This window comes from Flavobacterium alkalisoli (genome assembly GCF_008000935.1).
Classification (GTDB): Bacteria; Bacteroidota; Bacteroidia; order Flavobacteriales; family Flavobacteriaceae; genus Flavobacterium; species Flavobacterium alkalisoli.
Map to the genome: position 1 here is coordinate 1,106,132 of NZ_CP042831.1, position 22,161 is coordinate 1,128,292.

Genomic DNA, 22,161 nt, shown 5'->3' on the forward strand with positions numbered 1-22,161 from the left:
TTTTTACCCGATTTTTGATTAAAAAACTTGCAAATTATCGAAGGTAATCTTAGTTTTACGGCAAAATAGCATTAGTAAATTAATTTTTACGGTATTTTTGGGGGCAAAGAAGGGGAACATAGTTCCCCTTCTTATTTTTTAAAAGCATTTCAATCGTTTAGTATATAGCTGTTTACAGCAAAAAAGGGAGCTCAACTGAGCTCCCTTTTCTATTATTTAAAAAATAAATATTAACGATTGCTTAATGTTTATTTTTCGTTAGCGTAACGTCTTGCCACTTCTTCCCAGTTAATAACATTGAAGAAAGCATCAATATAGTCAGGCCTTCTGTTCTGGTAGTTTAGGTAATAAGCATGCTCCCATACGTCAAGTCCAAGTATTGGAGTACCTCCGCAACCAACTTCCGGCATTAATGGGTTATCTTGATTAGGGGTAGCACAAATGTCAAGTTTGCCTCCTTTATGTACACATAACCATGCCCATCCTGAACCGAATTGAGTAGCAGCAGCCTTAGCAAATTTTGCCTTAAACTCAGCAAAAGAACCAAATGCTTTTTCAATAGCAGCTTCAAGCTCACCCGTAGGTTCGCCTCCTCCTTTTGGAGAAAGTATCTGCCAGAAAAGATTGTGGTTGTAGTAACCACCACCATTATTTCTTAAAGCACCGTTAGACATGTCAAGATTGATAAGGATATTATCTATCGTTTTTCCCTCAAGATCAGTTCCGTCTATTGCGTTATTAAGGTTGGTTGTATAGGCGTTATGGTGTTTGGTATGATGTATTTCCATAGTGCGTGCATCAATGTGAGGCTCCAGCGCATCATACGCATAAGGAAGTTTTGGTAATTCAAAAGCCATAATATGTCTAAATTTAAAAGATTAATATTAATTTTAATCCAAATTTAGAAATTTTAAGCTTTATAACGAAATAAGATTTTGTTATAATTTATCTTACTAAATACTAAATACATAAATAACTTAGTGAAAAACGCTGCCTTTTCAATATATAATGCTTCTGCAGGTTCGGGTAAAACATATATGCTTGTAAAAGAGTATCTTAAAATTCTGTTGCTCGCCCCTACAGATGATGCCTATCGTAAAATTCTTGCCATAACCTTTACCAATAAAGCTGTAGAGGAAATGAAGAGCAGGATTATAGTGAACCTTTCTGAATTTTCAAAAGACGAACCGGATGTAAAGGCCGGGGCATTAATGAAGAGCCTTTCTATAGAAACGGGCTTGTCATTAGCTACCATAAAAGATAAGTCGAGGGCTATCATCAAGAATATAATACACAATTATGCTTCTTTTGATATTTCTACAATAGACCGTTTTACACATAAGGTAATACGTGCTTTTGCACATGATTTAAATCTTTCCGTGTCATTTGATGTATCATTGGAAACCGAAAATCTGCTTCAGGAAGCGGTTGATGCCATTATTGCTAAAGCAGGAGAAAATGATGTGCTTACAAGTTTGTTGGTAGATTTTTCTGTAGATAAAACGGATAATGATAAAAGCTGGGATGTAACCTATGAGCTTTTTGAAATAGGCAAGTTGCTTATTAACGAGAACAACCGCAATGAGGTAGTCCATTTTAAAGATAAGCCCATTGAGGAATTTTTGTTTGTAAAGGAAAAATTACGACAGAATATAGCTGAGCTTGAACATGAAAGCAAAGCTTTAGGTGATTCTATTTTTGATTTACTGGAACAAAAGGGAATAGACTTAAAGTCGTTTTCAAGAGGTATATTCCCTAATCATATTGGTTATATACAAAAAGGGGAGCTTAAATCAACTCATAAAAAATATCATGAGCCGGAAGATATAGCAGTCAACAAAACGGCAAAGGACAAAGATAGTATTGATTCCGTTTCGGGAGAGTTGATTAGTATGCTTCAAAAGGTGTACAGGAACTATGAAAAGAAAAACTTTTATGAGGCCTTCCTTAAAAATATTACACCCCTGTCACTGCTTAATTCTATAAGCCAGGAGTTGGAGCGCATACAAAAAGAGCAGAACGTACTTTCTATATCAGAGTTTAACGCCATTATATATAAAGAGATCCAGAACCAGCCTGCTCCTTTTATTTATGAAAGATTAGGAGAGAGGTACAGGCACTTTTTTATAGACGAGTTTCAGGATACCTCACAAATGCAGTGGCATAACCTGATACCTCTTATAGATAACTCATTATCTTCTGAAGATATGGGAGTAAAAGGTTCCCTTATGATAGTTGGCGACCCTAAGCAGTCCATTTACCGATGGAGAGGCGGTAAGGCCGAACAGTTTATTGAGTTGAGTAAGGAGTTTAATCCTTTTTCAAACCCTGATAAGGAGATAATAGAGCTGGGTCAGAATTACAGGAGTTACAGTGAGGTGATTAATTTTAATAATGAATTCTTCTCATTGCTTTCGGGAGAATTTGAGGATGCCGATTATAAGGATTTATATGCGAATCATAGCAAACAGGAATTTAATGATAAAACCGGAGGCTATGTAAATATTTCGTTCCTTCCCGAAATACAGCAGGATGAAGATGCAGAAGAAGCTCCCGATAAAAATCAGCTATATCTTGAAGCTGTTTTACACACCATACAGGAAGTAAAAGCAAAAGGGTTTAATTACAGGGATATTGTATTGCTTACACGAAGGAGACAGCCGGGGGTGTTGCTTGCTAATTTTCTGACCGAAAATAAAGTCCCTATACTATCTTCAGAAACGCTGCTTATAGAAAATGCAGCTGAGGTAAAACTGATTATCAACCTGTTGCGTTATCTTAAAAGCAATGCTAACAAAGAGGCTAAAGCGCATTTCCTGTATTTTGCAGCAAACAGTCAGAATTTAGGACAAAGAACACATGATTTTATTGCTGAAGGAATGGAGCAGCCTACCGAGGAAGCTCTTGAATTCTGGCTGAAAAATTATGGGATAAGTATCTCATTTAAGAATTGCAGGAAACGGTCGCTTTACGAAGCGGTGGAAACCATTATAGACGCCTTTATAAAGGAAAAAGGTAATCAGTCGTATGTGCAGTATTTTCTTGACCTGGTGCTTGAAAAAGATGTAAGGGCACAGTCCGGTATAGCCGACTTTCTGGAATATTGGGACAATAACGGATCAAAATTCAGCATACCGTCTCCGGAAGGAAATGATGCGGTTAGAATTATGACAATTCACAAATCGAAAGGTTTGGAATTCCCTGTAGTGATATTCCCTTTTGCTGAGGAAGATTATGCAAAGTCGCCCCGCGATAAAATGTGGCTTGAACTGGATGATGAAACACTTGGGTTTCAAAAAGCACTTATCGACAGTAAAAAGGAAGTTGCCGAATATGGAGATAAGGCTTCGGAATTGTATACGATAAAGTCGCAGGAAGAAATGCTTGATAATATCAATATCCTTTATGTGGCATTAACCCGGGCTGAAGAGCAACTGTATATTATATCTAACAGGAACTTTACCTCTAAAGGCGAGCTGACCAATAACATGTCGTCTTATTTTATAAAATACCTGATGCAGAAAGGTGTTTTTGATAACCGCATTGCTGGATATGAGTTTGGTAGTCCGGAGAAAATATCAGGGGCTAAAGAATATGTTTCCAACCAGCAGACTATAAAAGTGGTTGGCGAAAGGTTTAGTCCGAGAGGGGTGAAAATTGCCCAAAGGGAATCTCTTATGTGGGGTACAAACCAGCTAAAGGCAATAGAGTTTGGTAACGTGATGCACGAAATATTGTCGTTTGTGCATACAGCCGATGATATAGATCTTGCCATTATAAAAGCAACAGAAGCGGGACTTATTACAAAACTGCAGGAAGAGGAAATTAAACTAAGTCTGGAGGCAGTTGTGCATCATGACGAACTTAAGGAGTTTTTTACTCCTGACAGTATTGTATTTAATGAGCAGAACATTATCAGGAAAAATATACAGACCATCAAACCGGACAGGGTAACCATAAAAGACAATAAGGCATGGCTGCTGGATTACAAAACCGGGGCACATACACCGCGTTATGAAACACAGTTGGCAGAGTACGAAAAGGCATTGGAAGAAATGGGTTATGAGGTGGCTAAAAAAGCATTGGTGTATATATCAGAAAATATAAATGTGGTACATTTGTCGCATAATTAGTGTCTCCTCATACACTTTTAATAAAATAACTAACAAATTATGTACGGAAAAATTAAAGAGTATTTAGCTAAGGAGCTGGAAACTATCAAAGAAAACGGATTATATAAAAAAGAGCGTATTATCGCTTCGCCTCAGGATGCAGAAATTACCCTTGAGTCAGGACAAAAGGTGTTAAACTTTTGTGCTAACAATTACCTTGGGTTGTCATCTCACCCGGAGGTAGTTCAGGCCGCTAAGGATGCTCTTGATACTCACGGATTCGGTATGTCTTCGGTAAGGTTTATTTGCGGTACTCAGGATATACACAAAACACTGGAGCAAAAAATTGCTGAATTCTACGGAACGGAAGATACTATTCTTTATGCGGCAGCTTTTGATGCTAATGGTGGTGTTTTTGAGCCCCTTTTAGGTGAAGAGGACGCAATTATTTCAGACAGCCTTAACCATGCCTCTATTATAGACGGTGTTCGTTTGTGTAAAGCGGCACGTTACCGTTATGAGAATAATAATATGGAAGAGTTGGAGCAACAGCTTATAAAAGCCAATGCGGAAAACAGAAGGTTCAAGATAATTGTTACCGATGGTGTTTTCTCAATGGACGGACTTGTGGCTCCGCTTGATAAAATATGTGACCTTGCAGATAAATATGATGCTATGGTAATGGTAGATGAGTGTCACGCAGCAGGCTTTATAGGTGCTACCGGTAAAGGTACCCTTGAGGCTAAAAATGTTATGGGTAGGGTAGATATCATTACCGGTACTCTTGGTAAAGCGTTAGGTGGCGCTATGGGAGGTTATACTACAGGTAAAAAAGAAATTATAGAAATGCTTAGGCAGCGTTCAAGGCCATACTTGTTCTCTAACTCGTTAGCACCTTCAATTGTAGGGGCTTCCATAAAAGTATTTGAGCTTCTGGGAAGGAATACAGAGCTAAGAGACAGGCTGGAATGGAATACCAATTATTTTAAAGAAGGTATGAAAAATGCTGGTTTTGATATTATAGACGGAGACTCGGCTATTGTGCCTGTTATGTTATATGATGCAAAGCTTTCTCAGGTAATGGCCGATAAGCTTTTAGAGAAGGGTATTTATGTTATCGGGTTCTTCTTCCCGGTTGTGCCAAAAGAAAAAGCACGTATTCGTGTTCAGCTTTCCGCTGCTCATACAAAAGAGCATTTGGATAAAGCAATTGCTGCTTTTACAGAAGTTGGCCGCGAATTAACGATAATTTAACTACATTTTAGGCTTATAAGTAGGATAATTTTTAATAAATCGTTTTGTTAGTATTACTTAACGAGCTAAATTTGTTTACTATAACCTATTTGTAATTAAATAAAAAAAGTATGAAACATCTTAACAAACTAATCGTTGCTGCATGTATGGCTGTGGGCTTGAATGCACAAGCGCAGGACGAGAACAACCCATGGGCTGTTTCCTTTGGCGTTAACGCAGTTGATACAAGAACAAGTACTGCTGACGATTTTGGAGACAGGTTCAGTCAGTTCTTTGATGCTAAGGATCATTGGAATATTCTTCCATCTGTATCTTATCTTAATGTATCCCGCTATGTTGGGTCAAATCTTTCAGTTGGTTTAACCGGTTCGGTAAACAGAATTGATAAACTTGTAGAGAAGGATGCAAACGGAAATCGTATTGTAACTAATCCAGGTGATTTAAGCTATTTTGGCCTTGATGCTGCAGTTAAATACAGTTTCATGAAGCCGCTTAACTCTAAATGGTTTGATCCTGCACTTTATGTAGGTGGAGGCTATTTATGGTGGGGAGATGAAAATACAGGTACTTTCAACTTCGGTGCTCAGTTTAATTTCTGGATAACAGAAAATGTAGCATTTTCACTTCAGTCAGGTTACAAAAAATCTTTTGCTGACAGAGTTGAGGTTCCATCTCACTTCCAACACATGGCAGGCTTAACGTTCAAGTTTGGAGGAAAAGATACTGATAAAGACGGTATTTATGACAAGGATGATATGTGTCCTAACGAACCAGGGCTTAAACAATTTCAGGGATGTCCTGATTCAGACGGAGATGGTATTCCTGATAAAGATGACCAATGTCCAAATGAGGCAGGTACTGCTGAGTTCCAGGGATGTCCTGATTCAGACGGAGATGGTATAGCTGACAGAAATGATGCTTGTCCGGATGTTGCAGGTCCTAAAGAGCTTAACGGTTGTCCTGACGGAGACGGTGATGGTATAGCTGATAAAGATGATAAATGTCCTACTCAGGCTGGTCCTAAAGAAAACGGAGGTTGTCCTTGGCCGGATTCAGACGGAGACGGTGTTCTTGATAAAGACGATATGTGTCCGGATGTAAAAGGTACTGCTGCTAACCGTGGTTGTCCTGAAGTTACTGAAGAGGTAATGAAACAACTTAATGACTATGCAAGAACTATCCTGTTCAACAGTGGTAAGTCAACATTTAAAGATGAGACTATGCCGGTTCTTGAAAACATGAAAAATATCCTTAAAGAGTACCCTCACGCTAAATTCAGCATTGAAGGTCACACTGACAGTGATGGTAGCAACGCGCTTAACCAGACGCTATCTGAAAACAGAGCTGCTGCTGTTAAAACGTACCTTATTGAGCATGGTATCGATGCAGGAAGATTAAGATCTGTTGGTTTTGGTGAAACTCAACCAATTGCTTCTAACAAAACTGCTGCAGGTAAAGCTCAAAACAGAAGGGTAGAAGTTAAGTTAATCAAGGAATAATTTACTTTTCCAAAATAAATAAGAACGCCCCGGTTTTTCCGGGGCGTTTTTTTATTTTTATAGCATGGCACAAAACACCTTTCTTGATAAGCTAAGCGAAAAGATTGTACATAGCTATCCTGATAAGCTTCAGGATATTGTTATTGTTCTTCCTAATAAAAGGGCAAAGGTTTTTTTACTGGAAGCCTTAAAAAGACAACTGGACAAAACTGTTTTTGCTCCCGAAATTATCAGTATAGAAGATTTTGTGCAGAATGTATCGGGTATAAGATCGATAGATCCTATCGAACTGTTGTTTGAATTTTATGCTGTTTATCTAAGGATAACCGAAAAGGAGAAACAACAGCCTTTTGAAAATTTTGCCAATTGGGCAAAAACACTTCTTCAGGATTTTAATGAAATAGACCGTTACCTGCTTAATCCAAAACATGTACTTTCTTACCTAAAGGATATAGAAGATATTAAACACTGGTCACTGGATTTACAAAACAGGACCACAATGATTGAGAATTACCTTGAATTTTGGAATCTCCTGCCTTTATATTATGATTCGTTATACAATCATCTGTTGCAAAAAGAAACGGGCTACCAGGGGCTTATTTATCGTGAGGCGGTAGGTAACATCAATCACTTTTCTAATGCATTTAAAAAGCATAAACTGATTTTTGCAGGGTTTAACGCCCTAAATGCTGCTGAAGAAAAAATTATCAGGCATTTGCTTTCCGCAGGGCAGGCAGAAATCTACTGGGATATAGACGAGACCTTCTTAAATGATCCTTACCATGATGCTGGGCTTTTTGTAAGGCGCTTTAAGCAGTCTTGGAGGGAATACCATACACAACCGTTTGAATGGATTGCTAACGATTTTAGCAAAGAGAAAAATATTAAGGTTATTGGTACGCCCAAAACTGTAGGGCAGGCCAAAATAGCCGGGCAGATTGTTGAAAAACTCCAGTCTGAAGGGCATAGCCTGGACAAAACTGCTTTGGTATTGGGAGAGGAAAATATGCTTATCCCAATGCTATATAGCCTTCCTGCAAGTGTAGGTAGTCTTAATATTACTATGGGTTATAGTAGTAAGAACAATCCTGCGCAGTTGCTTATACAAAAGCTGTTTAAACTGCATACCAATGCCATAAACCGTAGCGAGAAAAGCTATACGCTTTACTATCGTGAAGTACTGGATATTCTAACGCATCCATTGGTAGAGCCGCATTCGGGGGCTGCAAAACTGGTTGAGACCATCAATAAAAATAATATCACATTCTTTTCCTTAAACAAGCTGTTTGAAATTCAGGGAGAGGCCACCCCTTTCTTCAATCTGCTTTTTGAAAGATGGGATAATGATGTGAAGGCAGTGCTTAACCGCCTTTCGGAAATACTGCTTACGCTTAAATCATATATGGGTAATGATGATGATGAAGAAAAGATAGCTAAGGCATTTTTATATTCGGTGTTCAAAGTAATCAATAAGCTTATCAATTATGCCGAGGCGCATCATGAAATGAACAGCCTGGCTGTGCTTTATACTATTTACAAGCAGGTCGCCGAACTGGCGGAGGTATCCTTCGAAGGAGAGCCGCTTACCGGACTTCAGATAATGGGGGTGCTGGAAAGCCGGGTGCTTGATTTTGAGAACGTAATCATCACGTCTATGAATGAAGGGAAGTTTCCGTCAGGAAAAACACAAAACTCATTCATTCCCTATGATGTGAAAAGGGAACTGGGGCTGCCAACATACAAAGAAAAGGATGCTATTTACAGCTACCACTTTTACCACCTGCTTATGCGGGCAAAAAACGTATACCTGCTTTACAATACCGAAAGTGAGGGGCTTGATGCCGGAGAGCGAAGCCGTTTCCTTACCCAGCTTGAAATAGAAAGAAAACCACAACATAACCTGCAAAGTACCATTTATAATGCTTATTTGCCTGATAAGGCCTATGAGCCAATGGTGATACAGAAGTCTGAAAAGGTTATGGAAAGGCTTAAGGAGATAGCTACTGGTAAGGGCTTTTCGCCATCGGCATTAACGGGATATATCCGTAACCCTATACAGTTTTATTATCAAAGGGTGTTGCGAATCCGTGAAGTGGACGAGGTAGAAGAGAGTATTGCGCTTAATACATTGGGAACCATTATACACGGAGCTCTGGAAGAGCTTTACAAACCGTTCGTTAATAAATTCCTTACCGTTCAGGATATAGACGGCATGAAAGCCTTAGCCGATGATGAGGTTATGCGTCAATTTGTTTTGGTATATAAAGAAGGCGAGATTAAAAAAGGGCGTAACCTGTTAGCCTTTGAGGTAGCCAAACGTAACGTGCATAATTTATTAAAACAGGAACGAAGGCTTATAGAAGAAGGCGATGCGGTAAAAGTACTGGCATTGGAACAGACTTTTGAACGTACACTGGAAGACAGCAGGCTGCCTTTTTCTGTAAAGATATCGGGTAATATAGACCGCATTGAGCAACGCAACGGAAAGATTAGAATAGTTGACTACAAGACCGGAAAGGTAGAGAAAGGTAATCTTGTGCTGAAAGCATGGGACGGACTCCCGTTAGATATAAAAAACGAAAAGATAATACAGCTGCTTACCTATGCTTTTATGTATGAACCTAACGCAAACGGTATGGAAACCGAGGCAGGTATTATATCGTTCAAGAATATGAAAACAGGCTTTATGAATTTTAGCTTTAAGGATGGTTTTGACCGAAGCGCACCTGCCTCTAATGTTATTGATAGCGATACCCTTGAAGAGTTTAAAACACAGCTTGTAAGCCTTATTAATGAAATTTTAAATCCAGATATCCCGTTTGAGGAAAAAATGGATTAGTATTTATTTATGTTTTGTCAATAGATTGTTCTGAAAAACTCTAAAAGGTCTCTTTGTAAATCTTCCCTATCTTCTATATGTGCCATGTGCCCGTCGGGGTAGGTAATAAGTTTTATGTTGGTCCCGTCAAGCTGGCTAAGGCTGTCCTGATAATTCATAACAGGATCTTTTTTGCCTAAAACAAGTAGTATAGGATAGTTTGCTGTGTGTAAAAGCATTTCCCTGTCCTTTCTTACCTTCATACCTTCCAGTGCGGCTACAATGCCCTGTAAAGGTGTTTTTAAAGCCTCGTTGCGTACAGCCTCGATTTCATCAGTTAAGCGCTCACGATTCTCCTCGCTAAAAAGATTAGCAATAGCCAGGCGTACAAAATTGGTATAGCTTTGCTTTACCGCTTTAATGGCCCTGTCCCGATTTAGTTTGCGTTCCTCGCTATCGGGGCGTGATGTGGAGTTTTGAAGCACAATACCTTTAACCATATCAGGATACAGTTCTGCTATGGCAAGTGAAACATAACCCCCCATAGAATGGCCCACAAAAACAGCTTCTGTAATATTTAGTTCTTCCAGTACGGCATACACAACATCGGCCATATCTTCCATGGTATGGATGTAGCCTATGCAATCGGTTTGGCCGTGGCCTAAAAGGTCTATGGTTATAACACGGTAGTATTTTGAAAATTCAGCAACATAGGGTACCCACATCGTGCTGTTTTCTAAAAAGCCATGCAGCAGTACGATTACTTTTCCGTTTCCGGTATCGGTATAGCTAACAGCGGCGTTTTTGTAGTGTAAATGCTTCAAGTTTCAGATATAAAATGAATTGCAAAATTAGCTTTTACCGTATTAGAATACTAATGCAGAGAAAGTTTTAGTAAAAAAATAACGGCTCATAAGTATGAGCCGTTTTATATTTTACACACCCCTAACCCCTCTCAAGAGGGGAACTGGGTACTGTGACTGAAAACTTATTTATACATTCATCAGGCTTTCAATCTCATCAGCCTCGATAGGGATGTTGCGCATCAGGTTAAACGGCTCGCCGCTTTCCTGGATTACTACATCATCCTCCAGGCGGATACCAAAGCCTTCTGCAGGGATATAAATGCCCGGCTCTACGGTAAATACCATGTTAGGTTTCATTGGTTCAACTAATAATCCGTAATCGTGAGTATCTAGACCTAAATGGTGAGACGTACCATGCATAAAGTACTTTTTGTAGGCAGGCCAGTCAGGGTTTTCATTCTGTACATCAGCTTTGTCTATAAGGCCAAGCCCTAAAAGCTCCGAAGTCATAATCTTGCCCACTTCTACATGATATTGTTTCCAAAGCGTACCCGGAACCAGCATTTTAGTAGCTTCATTCTTAACGCGTAATACGGCATTGTAAACGTCTTTTTGTCTTTGTGTAAAACGTCCTGATACAGGTATGGTACGCGACATATCGCTTGAATAGTTGGCATACTCGGCACCTACGTCAAAAAGTATAAGTTCGCCCTCGCGGCATTGTTGGTTGTTTTCCACATAGTGAAGTACATTGGCATTAGCACCCGAAGCGATAATTGGTCCGTAAGCAAAACCTTTAGAACGGTTACGGATAAATTCGTGGATAAACTCGGCCTCAATTTCATACTCCATAATACCCGGTTTGGTGAAAGAAAGCACGCGACGGAAACCTTTTTCGGTAATATCACACGCTTTTTGTAAAAGGTCAAGTTCCTCACTCTCTTTAATAGAGCGCAGGCGTTGTAATATAGGGTTGCTTTTTGCTACCTGATGTGCAGGATATTTCTCTTTCCACCATTTAATAAAACGGGCTTCGCGAGTCTCTGTCTGTACAGAAGAACGGTAGTGCTCGTTAGTATTTATGTACATGGTGTCGCAGTACGTCATAACTTCAAAAAGCACTTTTTCAAAGTCCTGTAGCCAGTATACACTTTTAATTCCCGATACCTCAAAAGCACGCTCTTTTGTTAGTTTTTCACCTTCCCAAACGGCAATATGTTCGTTGGTTTCACGAAGGAAAAGTATTTCGCGCAGGTGCTCATACGGAGCATCCGGACAAAGTAAAAGTATGCTTTCTTCCTGATCAACGCCACTCAGGTAAAATATATCGCGGTGTTGTTGAAAAGGTATGGTGCTATCGGCACTAATAGGGTAAATATCGTTAGAATTGAATACCGCCACGCTTTTAGGTTTCATTTCGGCCGTAAACTTTTTACGGTTCTTAATAAACAGGTTGCGGTCTATCTGATGGTATTTCATGATATACTGGGTTTTTAAATTTTGAATTTCAAAAATACTAAGATTAAAACGAAATAATGTTAAAGCAAAGAGGTAGTTTTTTATATTTACTAAAAATAATGGCTTCATTATGAGAAAAACATATTTGCTTTTGGCCACATTCTTTTTTGTTTCGGTTTCGGCTTTTGCCCAAATGAGTAAAAAGGAAATGGAAAACCTTAAAACGGCACAATATGCCGGAAAATACAGTTATGATAATGGCGAGGGCTATGGTGAAGGAGAAGTTATAGTGTATCCGGAAAGTGATTCAACCATTTTGTTTTACATACAGCTTCAGGCGGGCGAGCCTTCTTATAATATGGGCGATTTATGCGGCAGGGTAACCCTGACAGACGGTAAAGGGATTTTTGAATTCAAATCGGATTATGCCGATGAGGGCTGCAAATGGAGTATGAATTTTGCCGATAATAAGCTGGTTATTGAAATTATAGATGAGCAGTATGAATGCGGTTTTGGATATGGTGTATATGCCGATGGTAACTATAACCGTAAAAGCAACGCCATACCGGAATACTTTGTAGATTTTACCGATACCAAACAATATTTTAAAAAGCTAAAGCTTGAGAAATGGGTAGGTAGGTAAATATTTACTCCATCCACTTATAATATCTTGCTCCCACCAGGTTAGGATTCTCTTTTTCTATATAATCCAATACCCATTCGTTGTGAGGTTGCAGTAAACTTGTTTTCTGTTCTTTTTTGTGTAGTGACACATAATCCTCAAACGCTATTTCCTTACTATTGGAAAGCGTTTCAAATAGTTTTACAGTAGTGACAGCTTCTTTCCATCCGCTTTGTATGGTTCCTTCAAAGACTTTAGATTTCGATCCGCTGCCGTATGCCAGGAAACCAAAGGTTTTTCCGGTCACATCTATGTCTTTTTCTGTAAACTGAATCAAAGCTGATAACAGCCCCATAAATACCGATCCCGTATAAAGGTTGCCTATAAGTGAAGAAGCAGGTTCTGCGGGCTGTAATTTTTGGTTTACAAATTCCTTATATGCCTCACTTTTACTTATCTCTTTCAGTTTTGTTGCATAGTCGGCATCATTTTGTTGTGCTAAAGGCTCCGTCGCATCAACAGCAAATATTTCACTAAACATCCTGCGGCCCTGATAAGCGTAGGGAAGGTGCATAATTATACTTTCCCATTTTTCGTATAACGATCCCTTTATGTTGTTTGCTTCCTTAAACCTGAAATATGCCTCACGGGTACGGTCGGTATAACAGGTGTTAGAGTATTGACCGTCAAACACGGGTTGGTCTTTGTGTATTTCAATTTCCGCTTCCAGATTGCCAAACCATTCGGTATTGCTATTGGTGCCTGTTATGGCTTCTTTTTCAATTGTGCGATAGGGCTTAAAGAAGTCGAAAACACCTTTGGTGCTTACTGCCCAGTTATGGTTAAAAGCTATTATTTTTGGGTTGGCGGTAATTAGCATAGCTAATGCACCCGCACCCTGTGTATATTCACCTGTCGACTCCAAATCATATTTCGCAATATCGCTGGTAATAACCACTGCTTTCTTTTCCGGATTAAGCCTTATATAATCAAGACAGTTTTGAAGGGCATCCACACCGCCTATGCAGGCAAAAGTAAAATCTACCGTATCGCAGTTGGAAAAGCTGCCTTCTCCATATAACTGTTCCATAAGTGAAACCACAAAAGACCCTATAGGTTTAGAGCTGTCAATGCCGCTTTCGGTACCTACATATACCCTCGAAATTTCCTGTGGATTTATATTGTTCTTGCTTATCAGTTTTGTAAGTGCATTAGCAGCAAAGACAACAGTATCCTGATGTACATCGGGTAATGTCATCTTTAATAATCCCAATCCTTTTTCAAGCTTTTCAGGGTCAATATTTCTTGCATTTGCAAGCGTTTTTATGGGCAGGTGCAGTTTTGCTATATCAAAAGCGATAGCATCAATTCCGGTAGTCATTAATAATAGATTTGGACAGTAAAATTAGAACAGCTAACGCATAAAACGTTGATAAAAATGCATGAAGGGGTGATTTTTGCGGATTTATGAATAAAATGACCTTAAATTTTACAAAGTAATAATCAAAAAACCGCTCATTATATCTTAATTTAGTGCCGTTCTAAAAAACTGTGTTGTATGAAAAAAATACTTACTCTGCTATTGCTTTTGTCTTTAGGGGTTAAGGCTCAGGATAAACAGCCGTATCAGTTATATACAAAAGAAGGAAAAAAAACCACTTATAAAAAGCTGTTGAAGGAAGCGGAAGGTGCTGATGTGGTGCTTTTTGGCGAATATCACGATAATTCACTTATTCACTGGTTGCAGCTTGAGTTTACCAAAGACCTCTCTACAGAAAAATACCTGGTTCTTGGTGCAGAAATGTTTGAGGCTGATAATCAGAAACAGCTTGACCAATACCTTGCAGGTGAAATTGACCAGAAAGCATTTGATACTGTGGCAAGGCTTTGGAGTAATTATAAAACCGATTATAAACCGATTGTTGATTATGCAAAGGCTAGCAATATTCCGTTTGTTGCAACTAATGTACCTAGAAGATATGCCAGTCAGGTATACAAAAAAGGTCTTGAATCTCTGGAGGAACTAAGCGATGAGGAAAAAGGCTGGGTTGCACCGCTGCCAATAGCTTATGATGCCTCTTTGCCGGGTTATAAGAAAATGGTTGAGATGATGGCGGGCCATGGTGGAGCTTCGGGAGAGAACATGCCTAAAGCACAGGCTATAAAAGATGCTACAATGGCTTATTTTATTACTCAAAACCTTAAAAAGGATTATGTTTTTGTCCATTTTAACGGTACATATCACAGCGATAATTTTGAAGGGATAAACTGGTATCTTAAAAAAGCAAAGCCTGAACTTAAAGTTGTAACGATCTCGGCAGTGTCGCAAAAAGATGTGACAGAACTGGAGAAAGACAATACTCAAAAAGCTGATTTTATACTGGTTGTAGACGAGGATATGACCAAAACCCACTGATATTGATTTTTAACAAAACGTAAAATTTATAATGAGTTTACAGTTTTGTTATATTTTTTAAAGTTATTTAAGGTTTAAAAGATATTTCACAAAGAATAAGTGAAAAAACCACGAAAAACATGTCTACTTTAAACTGATTATAAATTAGGTCGCAAAGGTTGTAGTTATTGTGTTTTAACTTTACTTTTGTATGATTTTTTTAAAAACTATTTTATTTAAATACTATGGCAAAATCTGCACTATTAAAGTCGTCGCTTGCAAAAAAATACTGGATGGCTTTGACAGGTTTATTTTTATGTTTGTTCTTAATAGGGCACTTACTAGGTAACCTTCAATTGCTTTCTACAGGTAAAGATGCGGCACTTAACTTCAACAAGTACGCGTTATTTATGACAACGAACCCGGCAGTAAAACTACTGTCTTACCTGACTTACTTCTCTATTCTTTTCCACGCTGTAGACGGAATAGTGCTTACAGTGCAAAACAAAAAGGCAAGGCCTGTAGGCTATGTTAAGAACAGTGCTTCAAGCAACACTATCTGGGCTTCAAGAAACATGGCTGTTTTAGGTACCCTAATCCTTGTTTTCATTGTTACTCACATGACAAACTTTTGGGCGGTAATGCATTTTGATAAGAAAATGCCTTTACAAACCGTAACTATCGAGTCTGAAGTTATGCCAGGTATGCCTCCGCAAACTCAGGAAATGTTTGTAACTGTAGAAGGTTCTTACATACCGGTTGCTGCTGTAGAGCAGGGTATGATTTCTATCCAGAACAGGACTGAAGTTTACAGAACAGACAATAATCTTAAAATAGCTCACCTTTACAAAGACCTTTATAAAATTACTGTAGAGTTCTTTAAAGATGCTAAATGGGGATTAATCGCAACTATACTTTATGTATTCTCTATGCTGGTTTTAGCATTCCACCTTTACCACGGTTTTGGTAGTGCATTCCAGTCTCTTGGATTAAACAATCCAAAATACAACCTATTGATTAAAAATTTCGGAAAAGCGTTTGCTATAATAGTACCACTGTTGTTTGCCGTAATTCCGGTTTATATTCACTTTTTTCTAAAATAAATCAACATCAATACTATGAAGTTAGATTCTAAAATACCAGAAGGGCATATATCAGAAAAATGGACTAAATACAAAGACCATTTAAAGCTGGTTGCTCCAAACAACCGACCTAAAATTGATGTAATTGTTGTAGGAACAGGTCTTGCGGGAGCTTCTGCTGCTGCTTCACTTGGTGAAATGGGCTACAACGTAAAAGCTTTCTGTTTTCAGGATTCTCCACGCCGTGCACACTCAATCGCTGCACAGGGTGGTATTAATGCTGCTAAAAATTATCAAAACGACGGTGACAGTGTTTACAGGTTGTTTTACGATACAATTAAAGGAGGAGACTACAGGGCTCGTGAAGCAAACGTTCACCGCCTTGCCGAAGTTTCAGGAAATATTATAGACCAGTGTGTGGCTCAGGGTGTTCCGTTTGCACGTGATTACGGCGGACTTCTTGATAACCGTTCATTTGGTGGTACTCAGGTACAACGTACTTTTTATGCTGCAGGGCAAACAGGTCAGCAGCTTTTATTAGGTGCTTACTCTGCGCTTTCAAGACAGGTTGGTCTTGGTCGTGTTGAAATGTACAACCGCCACGAGATGCTTGACATCGTAAAAGTAGATGGTAAAGCTCGTGGTATCATTGCACGTAACCTTATTACAGGTGCAATTGAAAGACATTCTGCTCACGCGGTAATTATCGCATCGGGTGGTTATGGTAACGTATACTTCCTTTCTACAAATGCAATGGGAAGTAACGTAACTGCAGCCTGGAAGATCCACAAAAAAGGAGCTTACTTCGCTAACCCTTGTTATGTACAGATTCACCCAACATGTATACCGGTTCACGGAACAAACCAGTCTAAGCTTACGCTTATGTCTGAGTCACTTCGTAACTCAGGACGTATTTGGGTTCCTAAAAAGATAGAAGATGCTGAGGCTATCCGTGCAGGTAAATTAAAACCGACACAGATTGCTGAAGAAGACAGAGATTACTTCCTTGAAAGAAGATATCCTGCGTTTGGTAACCTTGTACCTCGCGACGTTGCATCGAGAGCTGCAAAAGAGCGTTGTGATGCCGGTTTTGGTATTGAGGCAAACGATACAAACGAAGGTGTTTACCTTGATTTCTCTTCAGAGATTATCAGTAAAGGTAAGCAGGCAGCTTATGCTTCAGGTAATCACCACCCTTCAGATGAAGAAGTAATTAAGCTTGGTAAAGCATGGTTAGAGGAGAAATATGGTAACCTTTTCCAGATGTACCAACAGATTACTGATGAGAACCCGTATGAAACCCCAATGAAAATCTATCCAGCGGTACACTATACCATGGGTGGTGTTTGGGTTGATTATAACCTACAAAGTTCAATTCCGGGATGTTTTGTTGCCGGTGAGGCAAACTTCTCAGATCACGGAGCTAACCGCTTAGGAGCTTCTGCACTTATGCAGGGTCTTGCTGATGGTTATTTTGTAATTCCTTACACTGTTTCTGATTATCTTGCAAACGATATCCGTACAGGTAAGATTTCTACAGACCTTCCTGAATTCGTTGAGGCTGAAAATGCTGTTAAAGCTCAGATTGACGGATTCCTTAATAATAACGGTACTAAATCGGTAGATCACTTCCACAAACGCCTTGGTAACATTATGTGGAACAAGGTAGGTATGGCTCGTAACGAGCAGGGCCTAAAAGAAGCGATTGCTGAGATTGATGCGCTTAGAGCTGAATTCCATAAGGATGTTTACGTTCCGGGATCTGCTAATGAGCTTAACCCTGAGCTTGAAAAAGCTATTCGTGTTGCCGACTTTATGGAACTGGGTCAGCTTATGGCTATGGATGCACTACAGCGTAAAGAGTCTTGTGGTGGTCACTTTAGAGAAGAATATCAGGATTCTGAAGGTGAAACACTTCGTGACGACGTTAACTTTAATTTCGTAGGTGCCTGGGAATATGGTGGCAGCGATATTAATGCAGAGACACTTCATAAAGAAGTTCTTAACTATGAGTATATTAAAATTGCCGCAAGGAACTACAAATAAAATTCAACAGAAATGGCTTCAAAATCTATCAATATAAACCTTAAAATCTGGCGTCAGAAAGATGCTAAATCTAAAGGACAAATAGAGACTTACAAACTTGATAATGTTTCTACTGCCAGTTCTTTTCTTGAAATGCTTGATCAGCTTAACGAACAGCTTATCAACGAAAGAAAAGAGCCTGTGGCTTTTGACCACGACTGCCGTGAAGGTATTTGCGGTATGTGTTCATTATATATTAACGGACGCGCACACGGTCCTGCATCTAAAGTAACAACTTGTCAGCTGCACATGAGATCGTTTAAAGATGGTGATACTATTTATGTTGAGCCATGGAGATCTAAGGCTTTCCCTGTAGTGAAAGACCTTATTGTTGACAGAAGTGCTTTTGACCGTATCCAGCAGGCTGGTGGTTTCGTTTCTGTAAATACTTCAGGACGTACTATTGATGCTAACGCTACTCCGGTTCCTAAACATGATGCAGACAGAGCTTTTGAAGCTGCTGCATGTATTGGTTGTGGAGCTTGTGTTGCCAGCTGTAAAAATGGTTCGGCTATGCTTTTTGTTGGTGCAAAAGTTTCTCAGTATGCTTTATTACCACAAGGTAAAGTTGAGGCTACAGAGCGTGTACTTAACATGGTGAGACAAATGGACGAGGAAGGATTTGGTAACTGTACCAATACAGGTGCTTGTGAGGTTGAGTGTCCTAAAGGAATCTCTCTTGAGAACATTGCCCGTATGAACAGAGAGTATCTGTTTGCAAGTGTAAAATAAGAATCAGTTCTTATCGATATAAAAAAAGCACCCGATTAGGGTGCTTTTTTATTATTCATTTTCCTGTGGTTCCTCTGCTTCTTTGGCAACTCCTTCCAGGAAGGATACAAAGTTATCTTCATGGTTTACATTAAGCTTTTTACGAACCCTGTAACGGGCGTTTTCTACACCGCGTAGGGAAATGTTAAGCAGGGGAGAGATTTCCTTATTGGTAAGGTCCATCTTAACGAAAGCACATAGTCTTAATTCCCTTTTGGTAAGGGTAGGGTTTATCTCTTTAAGTTTTTCAAAAAAGTTATGATGTACTTTCTCGAAGTTAACATCAAACACCTCCATATATTCCTCGCCAATTTTATGTTGGTTCAGCTTTTGGAACATCTCCAGTATCTTTTTGCGGGAGTCGTCGTTCTTAACGCTTTCCTTTAATTGCTTCAGGTCGTCTGTAATCTCAGAAAAGATGTCTTTTTTACTGGCAAGCAGCATGGTATAGTTAGCCAGTTCCTTACTTTTATTGAGTACGTCTTCTTCTAGGTGCATTTTGTCGCGGCTCATCTGTTCTTTGTCACGTTGCAGTTTTAACTGCTCAAGTTCCAGTTCCAGTAGTTTTTTTGCTCTCTGTGCCTCTTTTTGGCTTTTTAGATGGTCTCGCTCCATACGCTTGCTTATATAGCGTATAATTGCAAATAAAAGCACTATGGCGGCAATTATATATAAAATGTAAGCCAGTGTAGTTTGATACCATTTAGGTAATATGGTAAAGTTATAAACAGCTTCGGTGCCCGATAGTCCGGCAGTATTGCGGCTTCTTACCTTAAATTTATAATTGCCCGGCCTTAAGTGGGTATATTCCTTATAGGCGATATTTTGCCAGTTAGACCAGTTTTTATCTACATTTTCTAGTACATAGCTGTATTGTACCTCGGTGCCATGGGGCATTTTTGGAGTGGCAAACTCAAAACGTAATATGTCAGTTTGGTTAGGAAGCGTAATGGGTTCGCTTTCATTAGTGGTTAGCGGAAGCAACTTCAGTTCCTGATCTTTGGAATAGGAAATTTGGGTTAAAGTCGTGTTTATTCCGTTACTGTTCTTATTATTTTCTATGTTATATAAATACAGTCCTGTTGTGGTGCCAAAAAGGATAGAATTTGAGCTTAGGCTTACAATACATTCCATTCCCCTGTTAAAACTCCCTTTAAGATTGAGGAAAAGGTCTTTGTGAAGGGTAGGATGTTTTTCATCGGTAAAAAAGTAGCCTGCCTCATCATCCTGTACAAACCAGGTTTTGTTTCCGTACTGGGTAAGTTTTCTTGTGTTTTTAGTGCTGTCCAGTATGGAGTTTAACTGTGCATGAGGAATAAACTTGTTTTGGGCGGCATCAAACCTATAGATGCCGGTATTAGTGGTGAATACTATCTCGTTTTGCCAACGGGTAACATTTACGTTAAACGAAGAACCCAGTCCGTTTTTATTAGTAAAGTGATCTACTGCGCTAACCCTTTGGTAAGACGGATTGATTCTTATCCTAAAAACCCCTTTATAACCATGGCATACCCAGTAAGTATCCGGTTCGTCGGAAGCAATTATATCTCTTGAAGATTCATCAAATCCTGTAATCTTGTTATGGAGTACCCAGTTGCCTGAGTTGTTTTCAAGAAGGTAAATCCCGTTATAGTGTGAGGCTAGGTAAAATCCTTTCTTATTTGTTATTGGGGTAACTTTCCAAAAACCACTCACACTTCCTATTTTTATTGCCTGCCCGTCCTGTATTTTGAATAGTCCGTTATCATGCCCCACAATAATGTCGCCTTCCAAAAGCTGTAAAGACCATGCCTGCCCGTGCAGGTTAGGGACTTTTTTAAATTCCGGCGCCATCGAGTTAGAGTTCTGGCTGGAGTAATATATCCCCTGATTGGTTGCCAGGTAATATACGCCGTTATGTAACAGGGCATCGTAAACTGAGGCCTTATTGAAAAGGTAAGTATAGGGTGATTTAAAGTCTATAAAGGCAAGGCCTATGTTTTGCATGGCCCAAACATTGTTTGAAGCGGTTTTGTAAAGCTGATGTATAACGGCATCCTGAAGGTTTTGAAAAACAGCAGGTGTTTTAAGTACTTCGCCCTTATTGTTAATTACCAGTATTTTGGAGCTAAGAGTGCCCAGGAAAATAGCATCTGAAGAATAACGGATGGCAGATATAACCTGATCTTTAGGAAGGTTGGTAAATACATTATTTAAAAGCTGCATTTTACCGGTTTCAGGATTGGCTTCATAGATATTACCTGATTTAACCGATACCAGTAGTTTATTATTGGCCGCGGGTAATATGGCTGCAATTTCCTCATTATTAAATTCGTCGGCAGTAAATACCTGAACAAGTTCGCGCCCTTTACTGTCCAGTTTTAAAATCCCGTGGTTTGCATCCTGAATATAATAGTTGTTGCCTGCAAGATTGGAATAAATAAATGAGGTTGAGGCAGGAATATGGGTTGCCGTTTTTCCTGTAATTATAATAAGTTCATCAAAAGCGCGGCAAAGTATCTTGTTGTTCAGTGAATGTATCTGCCAGATGTTCTCTATGTTTTTGCCTTCAAGTTGCAGGTCTTCAATCAGCGACCTGTAAAAGTACCTACCGTTAGAGTCCTTCTGTATTGTGCCTATTTCATTATAACCTCCGGCATATATAGTATTGTTAGGTGTGGTAAGTAAACTACGGACTGATGAATTATTGGGCAGGTTTATTTTTTGCCAGTGTTCACCGTCAAAAATTATAACACCATCATTGTTGCCAAAAAAAATAGTTCCGTCACGGTCTTCACACATTGCCCAAAACTGAGGGTCGGCATTAAAATCATTCCGAACGTACTGTTTTATCTTTCCCGAGAATGCCTGAAGTGCAGTATCCTGAGTTTGTGCAAAAAACGATAAATGAAAAAAAATAGTTGCTAAAATGTAAAAAATGTTTTTTTTCATGGGTCGTGTTAAGGGTTTGTCATCGTGTTGTTAAATAATAACGTACGAAAACGATGTAAAAATAGCTTTTTGAGGCGAAACAAAGCTATTAAAAAGTTTGAAATTACCAAGAAATATTTTTACATAAAAAATTGGTTTGTAGTTTTTTATAAAAAAAAAGTAACTAAAAAAGTAGTTTGTTTTTCTAAATGGTGTAAATAAAGTGTATTCAATTTTTTATAGGATACATTACATAATTATAATTTGGCGTCAATCAAAATTAAATCGAAAACGATTTCGGTTTTGCTAAAATTATTGTTTTCTCAATTTGGCCGTTTGGGAATGCAAA

The 22,161-nt window shown here is 39.0% G+C and carries 14 protein-coding genes; 9 read left to right on the forward strand and 5 right to left on the reverse strand.

Annotated elements, in window-relative coordinates:
* Window positions 1-248 precede the first annotated feature (248 nt).
* The gene (locus FUA48_RS04830) at window positions 249-857 is read right to left on the reverse strand and encodes a superoxide dismutase (protein WP_147582497.1); all 609 of its coding nucleotides are present in this window, start codon (window positions 855-857) and stop codon (window positions 249-251) included.
* A 123-nt stretch (window positions 858-980) separates the two neighbouring features.
* Between FUA48_RS04830 and FUA48_RS04835 the strand changes: the two genes are divergently transcribed.
* The 4 genes from FUA48_RS04835 to FUA48_RS04850 all read left to right on the forward strand — a co-directional run bounded on the left by FUA48_RS04835 (window position 981) and on the right by FUA48_RS04850 (window position 9,704).
* Window positions 981-4,133, forward strand: coding sequence for a UvrD-helicase domain-containing protein (locus tag FUA48_RS04835; protein WP_147582498.1), 3,153 nt, complete (start codon window positions 981-983; stop codon window positions 4,131-4,133).
* 39 nt (window positions 4,134-4,172) lie between these two features.
* On the forward strand, window positions 4,173-5,366 hold the full coding sequence (gene kbl, locus FUA48_RS04840; protein WP_147582499.1) for a glycine C-acetyltransferase: 1,194 nt from the start codon (window positions 4,173-4,175) through the stop codon (window positions 5,364-5,366).
* 110 nt (window positions 5,367-5,476) lie between these two features.
* Window positions 5,477-6,865: an OmpA family protein gene (locus FUA48_RS04845; RefSeq protein WP_147582500.1), complete on the forward strand. Its 1,389-nt coding sequence runs from the start codon at window positions 5,477-5,479 to the stop codon at window positions 6,863-6,865.
* Window positions 6,866-6,929: 64 nt separating this feature from the next.
* Complete coding sequence (locus FUA48_RS04850; RefSeq protein WP_147582501.1) at window positions 6,930-9,704, forward strand: PD-(D/E)XK nuclease family protein; 2,775 nt, start codon at window positions 6,930-6,932, stop codon at window positions 9,702-9,704.
* 17 nt (window positions 9,705-9,721) lie between these two features.
* Here FUA48_RS04850 and FUA48_RS04855 read toward each other — a convergent pair whose 3' ends face one another.
* Together FUA48_RS04855 and FUA48_RS04860 are read right to left on the reverse strand one after the other, a co-directional pair.
* Window positions 9,722-10,507: an alpha/beta fold hydrolase gene (locus FUA48_RS04855; protein ID WP_147582502.1), complete on the reverse strand. Its 786-nt coding sequence runs from the start codon at window positions 10,505-10,507 to the stop codon at window positions 9,722-9,724.
* A gap of 168 nt (window positions 10,508-10,675) precedes the next feature.
* On the reverse strand, window positions 10,676-11,968 hold the full coding sequence (locus tag FUA48_RS04860) for an aminopeptidase P family protein (RefSeq protein ID WP_147582503.1): 1,293 nt from the start codon (window positions 11,966-11,968) through the stop codon (window positions 10,676-10,678).
* A gap of 109 nt (window positions 11,969-12,077) precedes the next feature.
* Between FUA48_RS04860 and FUA48_RS04865 the strand changes: the two genes are divergently transcribed.
* Window positions 12,078-12,590 carry a hypothetical protein gene (locus FUA48_RS04865; RefSeq protein ID WP_147582504.1) on the forward strand — a complete coding sequence of 171 codons (513 nt, stop codon included), beginning with the start codon at window positions 12,078-12,080 and terminating at the stop codon, window positions 12,588-12,590.
* 4 nt (window positions 12,591-12,594) lie between these two features.
* On the opposite strand, the gene FUA48_RS04870 is transcribed toward FUA48_RS04865, so the two are convergent.
* Window positions 12,595-13,950 carry a hydroxymethylglutaryl-CoA synthase family protein gene (locus tag FUA48_RS04870; RefSeq protein WP_147582505.1) on the reverse strand — a complete coding sequence of 452 codons (1,356 nt, stop codon included), beginning with the start codon at window positions 13,948-13,950 and terminating at the stop codon, window positions 12,595-12,597.
* A 177-nt stretch (window positions 13,951-14,127) separates the two neighbouring features.
* On the opposite strand from FUA48_RS04870, the gene FUA48_RS04875 reads away from it, so the two are divergent.
* The 4 genes from FUA48_RS04875 (at window position 14,128) to FUA48_RS04890 (ending at window position 18,863) form a co-directional block, all read left to right on the forward strand.
* The gene (locus FUA48_RS04875) at window positions 14,128-14,985 is read left to right on the forward strand and encodes a ChaN family lipoprotein (RefSeq protein ID WP_147582506.1); all 858 of its coding nucleotides are present in this window, start codon (window positions 14,128-14,130) and stop codon (window positions 14,983-14,985) included.
* Window positions 14,986-15,209: 224 nt separating this feature from the next.
* On the forward strand, window positions 15,210-16,067 hold the full coding sequence (locus tag FUA48_RS04880; protein ID WP_147582507.1) for a succinate dehydrogenase cytochrome b subunit: 858 nt from the start codon (window positions 15,210-15,212) through the stop codon (window positions 16,065-16,067).
* Between the two features lie 15 nt (window positions 16,068-16,082).
* Window positions 16,083-18,092 carry a fumarate reductase/succinate dehydrogenase flavoprotein subunit gene (locus FUA48_RS04885; RefSeq protein ID WP_147582508.1) on the forward strand — a complete coding sequence of 670 codons (2,010 nt, stop codon included), beginning with the start codon at window positions 16,083-16,085 and terminating at the stop codon, window positions 18,090-18,092.
* 12 nt (window positions 18,093-18,104) lie between these two features.
* Entirely contained in the window at window positions 18,105-18,863 is a 759-nt protein-coding gene (locus FUA48_RS04890) for a succinate dehydrogenase/fumarate reductase iron-sulfur subunit (RefSeq protein WP_147582509.1), read from the forward strand.
* Window positions 18,864-18,914: 51 nt separating this feature from the next.
* Here FUA48_RS04890 and FUA48_RS04895 read toward each other — a convergent pair whose 3' ends face one another.
* Entirely contained in the window at window positions 18,915-21,833 is a 2,919-nt protein-coding gene (locus tag FUA48_RS04895) for a triple tyrosine motif-containing protein (RefSeq protein ID WP_147582510.1), read from the reverse strand.
* Window positions 21,834-22,161 lie beyond the last annotated feature (328 nt).

What these genes read in the sequence shown, in the direction of transcription:
- FUA48_RS04830 (WP_147582497.1), bottom strand. Translation starts at nt 857, where the DNA reads ATGGCTTTTGAATTACCAAAACTTCCTTATGCGTATGATGCGCTGGAG.
- kbl (WP_147582499.1), top strand. Translation starts at nt 4,173, where the DNA reads ATGTACGGAAAAATTAAAGAGTATTTAGCTAAGGAGCTGGAAACTATC.
- FUA48_RS04845 (WP_147582500.1), top strand. Translation starts at nt 5,477, where the DNA reads ATGAAACATCTTAACAAACTAATCGTTGCTGCATGTATGGCTGTGGGC.
- FUA48_RS04850 (WP_147582501.1), top strand. Translation starts at nt 6,930, where the DNA reads ATGGCACAAAACACCTTTCTTGATAAGCTAAGCGAAAAGATTGTACAT.
- FUA48_RS04860 (WP_147582503.1), bottom strand. Translation starts at nt 11,968, where the DNA reads ATGAAATACCATCAGATAGACCGCAACCTGTTTATTAAGAACCGTAAA.
- FUA48_RS04865 (WP_147582504.1), top strand. Translation starts at nt 12,078, where the DNA reads ATGAGAAAAACATATTTGCTTTTGGCCACATTCTTTTTTGTTTCGGTT.
- FUA48_RS04870 (WP_147582505.1), bottom strand. Translation starts at nt 13,950, where the DNA reads ATGACTACCGGAATTGATGCTATCGCTTTTGATATAGCAAAACTGCAC.
- FUA48_RS04875 (WP_147582506.1), top strand. Translation starts at nt 14,128, where the DNA reads ATGAAAAAAATACTTACTCTGCTATTGCTTTTGTCTTTAGGGGTTAAG.
- FUA48_RS04880 (WP_147582507.1), top strand. Translation starts at nt 15,210, where the DNA reads ATGGCAAAATCTGCACTATTAAAGTCGTCGCTTGCAAAAAAATACTGG.
- FUA48_RS04885 (WP_147582508.1), top strand. Translation starts at nt 16,083, where the DNA reads ATGAAGTTAGATTCTAAAATACCAGAAGGGCATATATCAGAAAAATGG.
- FUA48_RS04890 (WP_147582509.1), top strand. Translation starts at nt 18,105, where the DNA reads ATGGCTTCAAAATCTATCAATATAAACCTTAAAATCTGGCGTCAGAAA.
- FUA48_RS04895 (WP_147582510.1), bottom strand. Translation starts at nt 21,833, where the DNA reads ATGAAAAAAAACATTTTTTACATTTTAGCAACTATTTTTTTTCATTTA.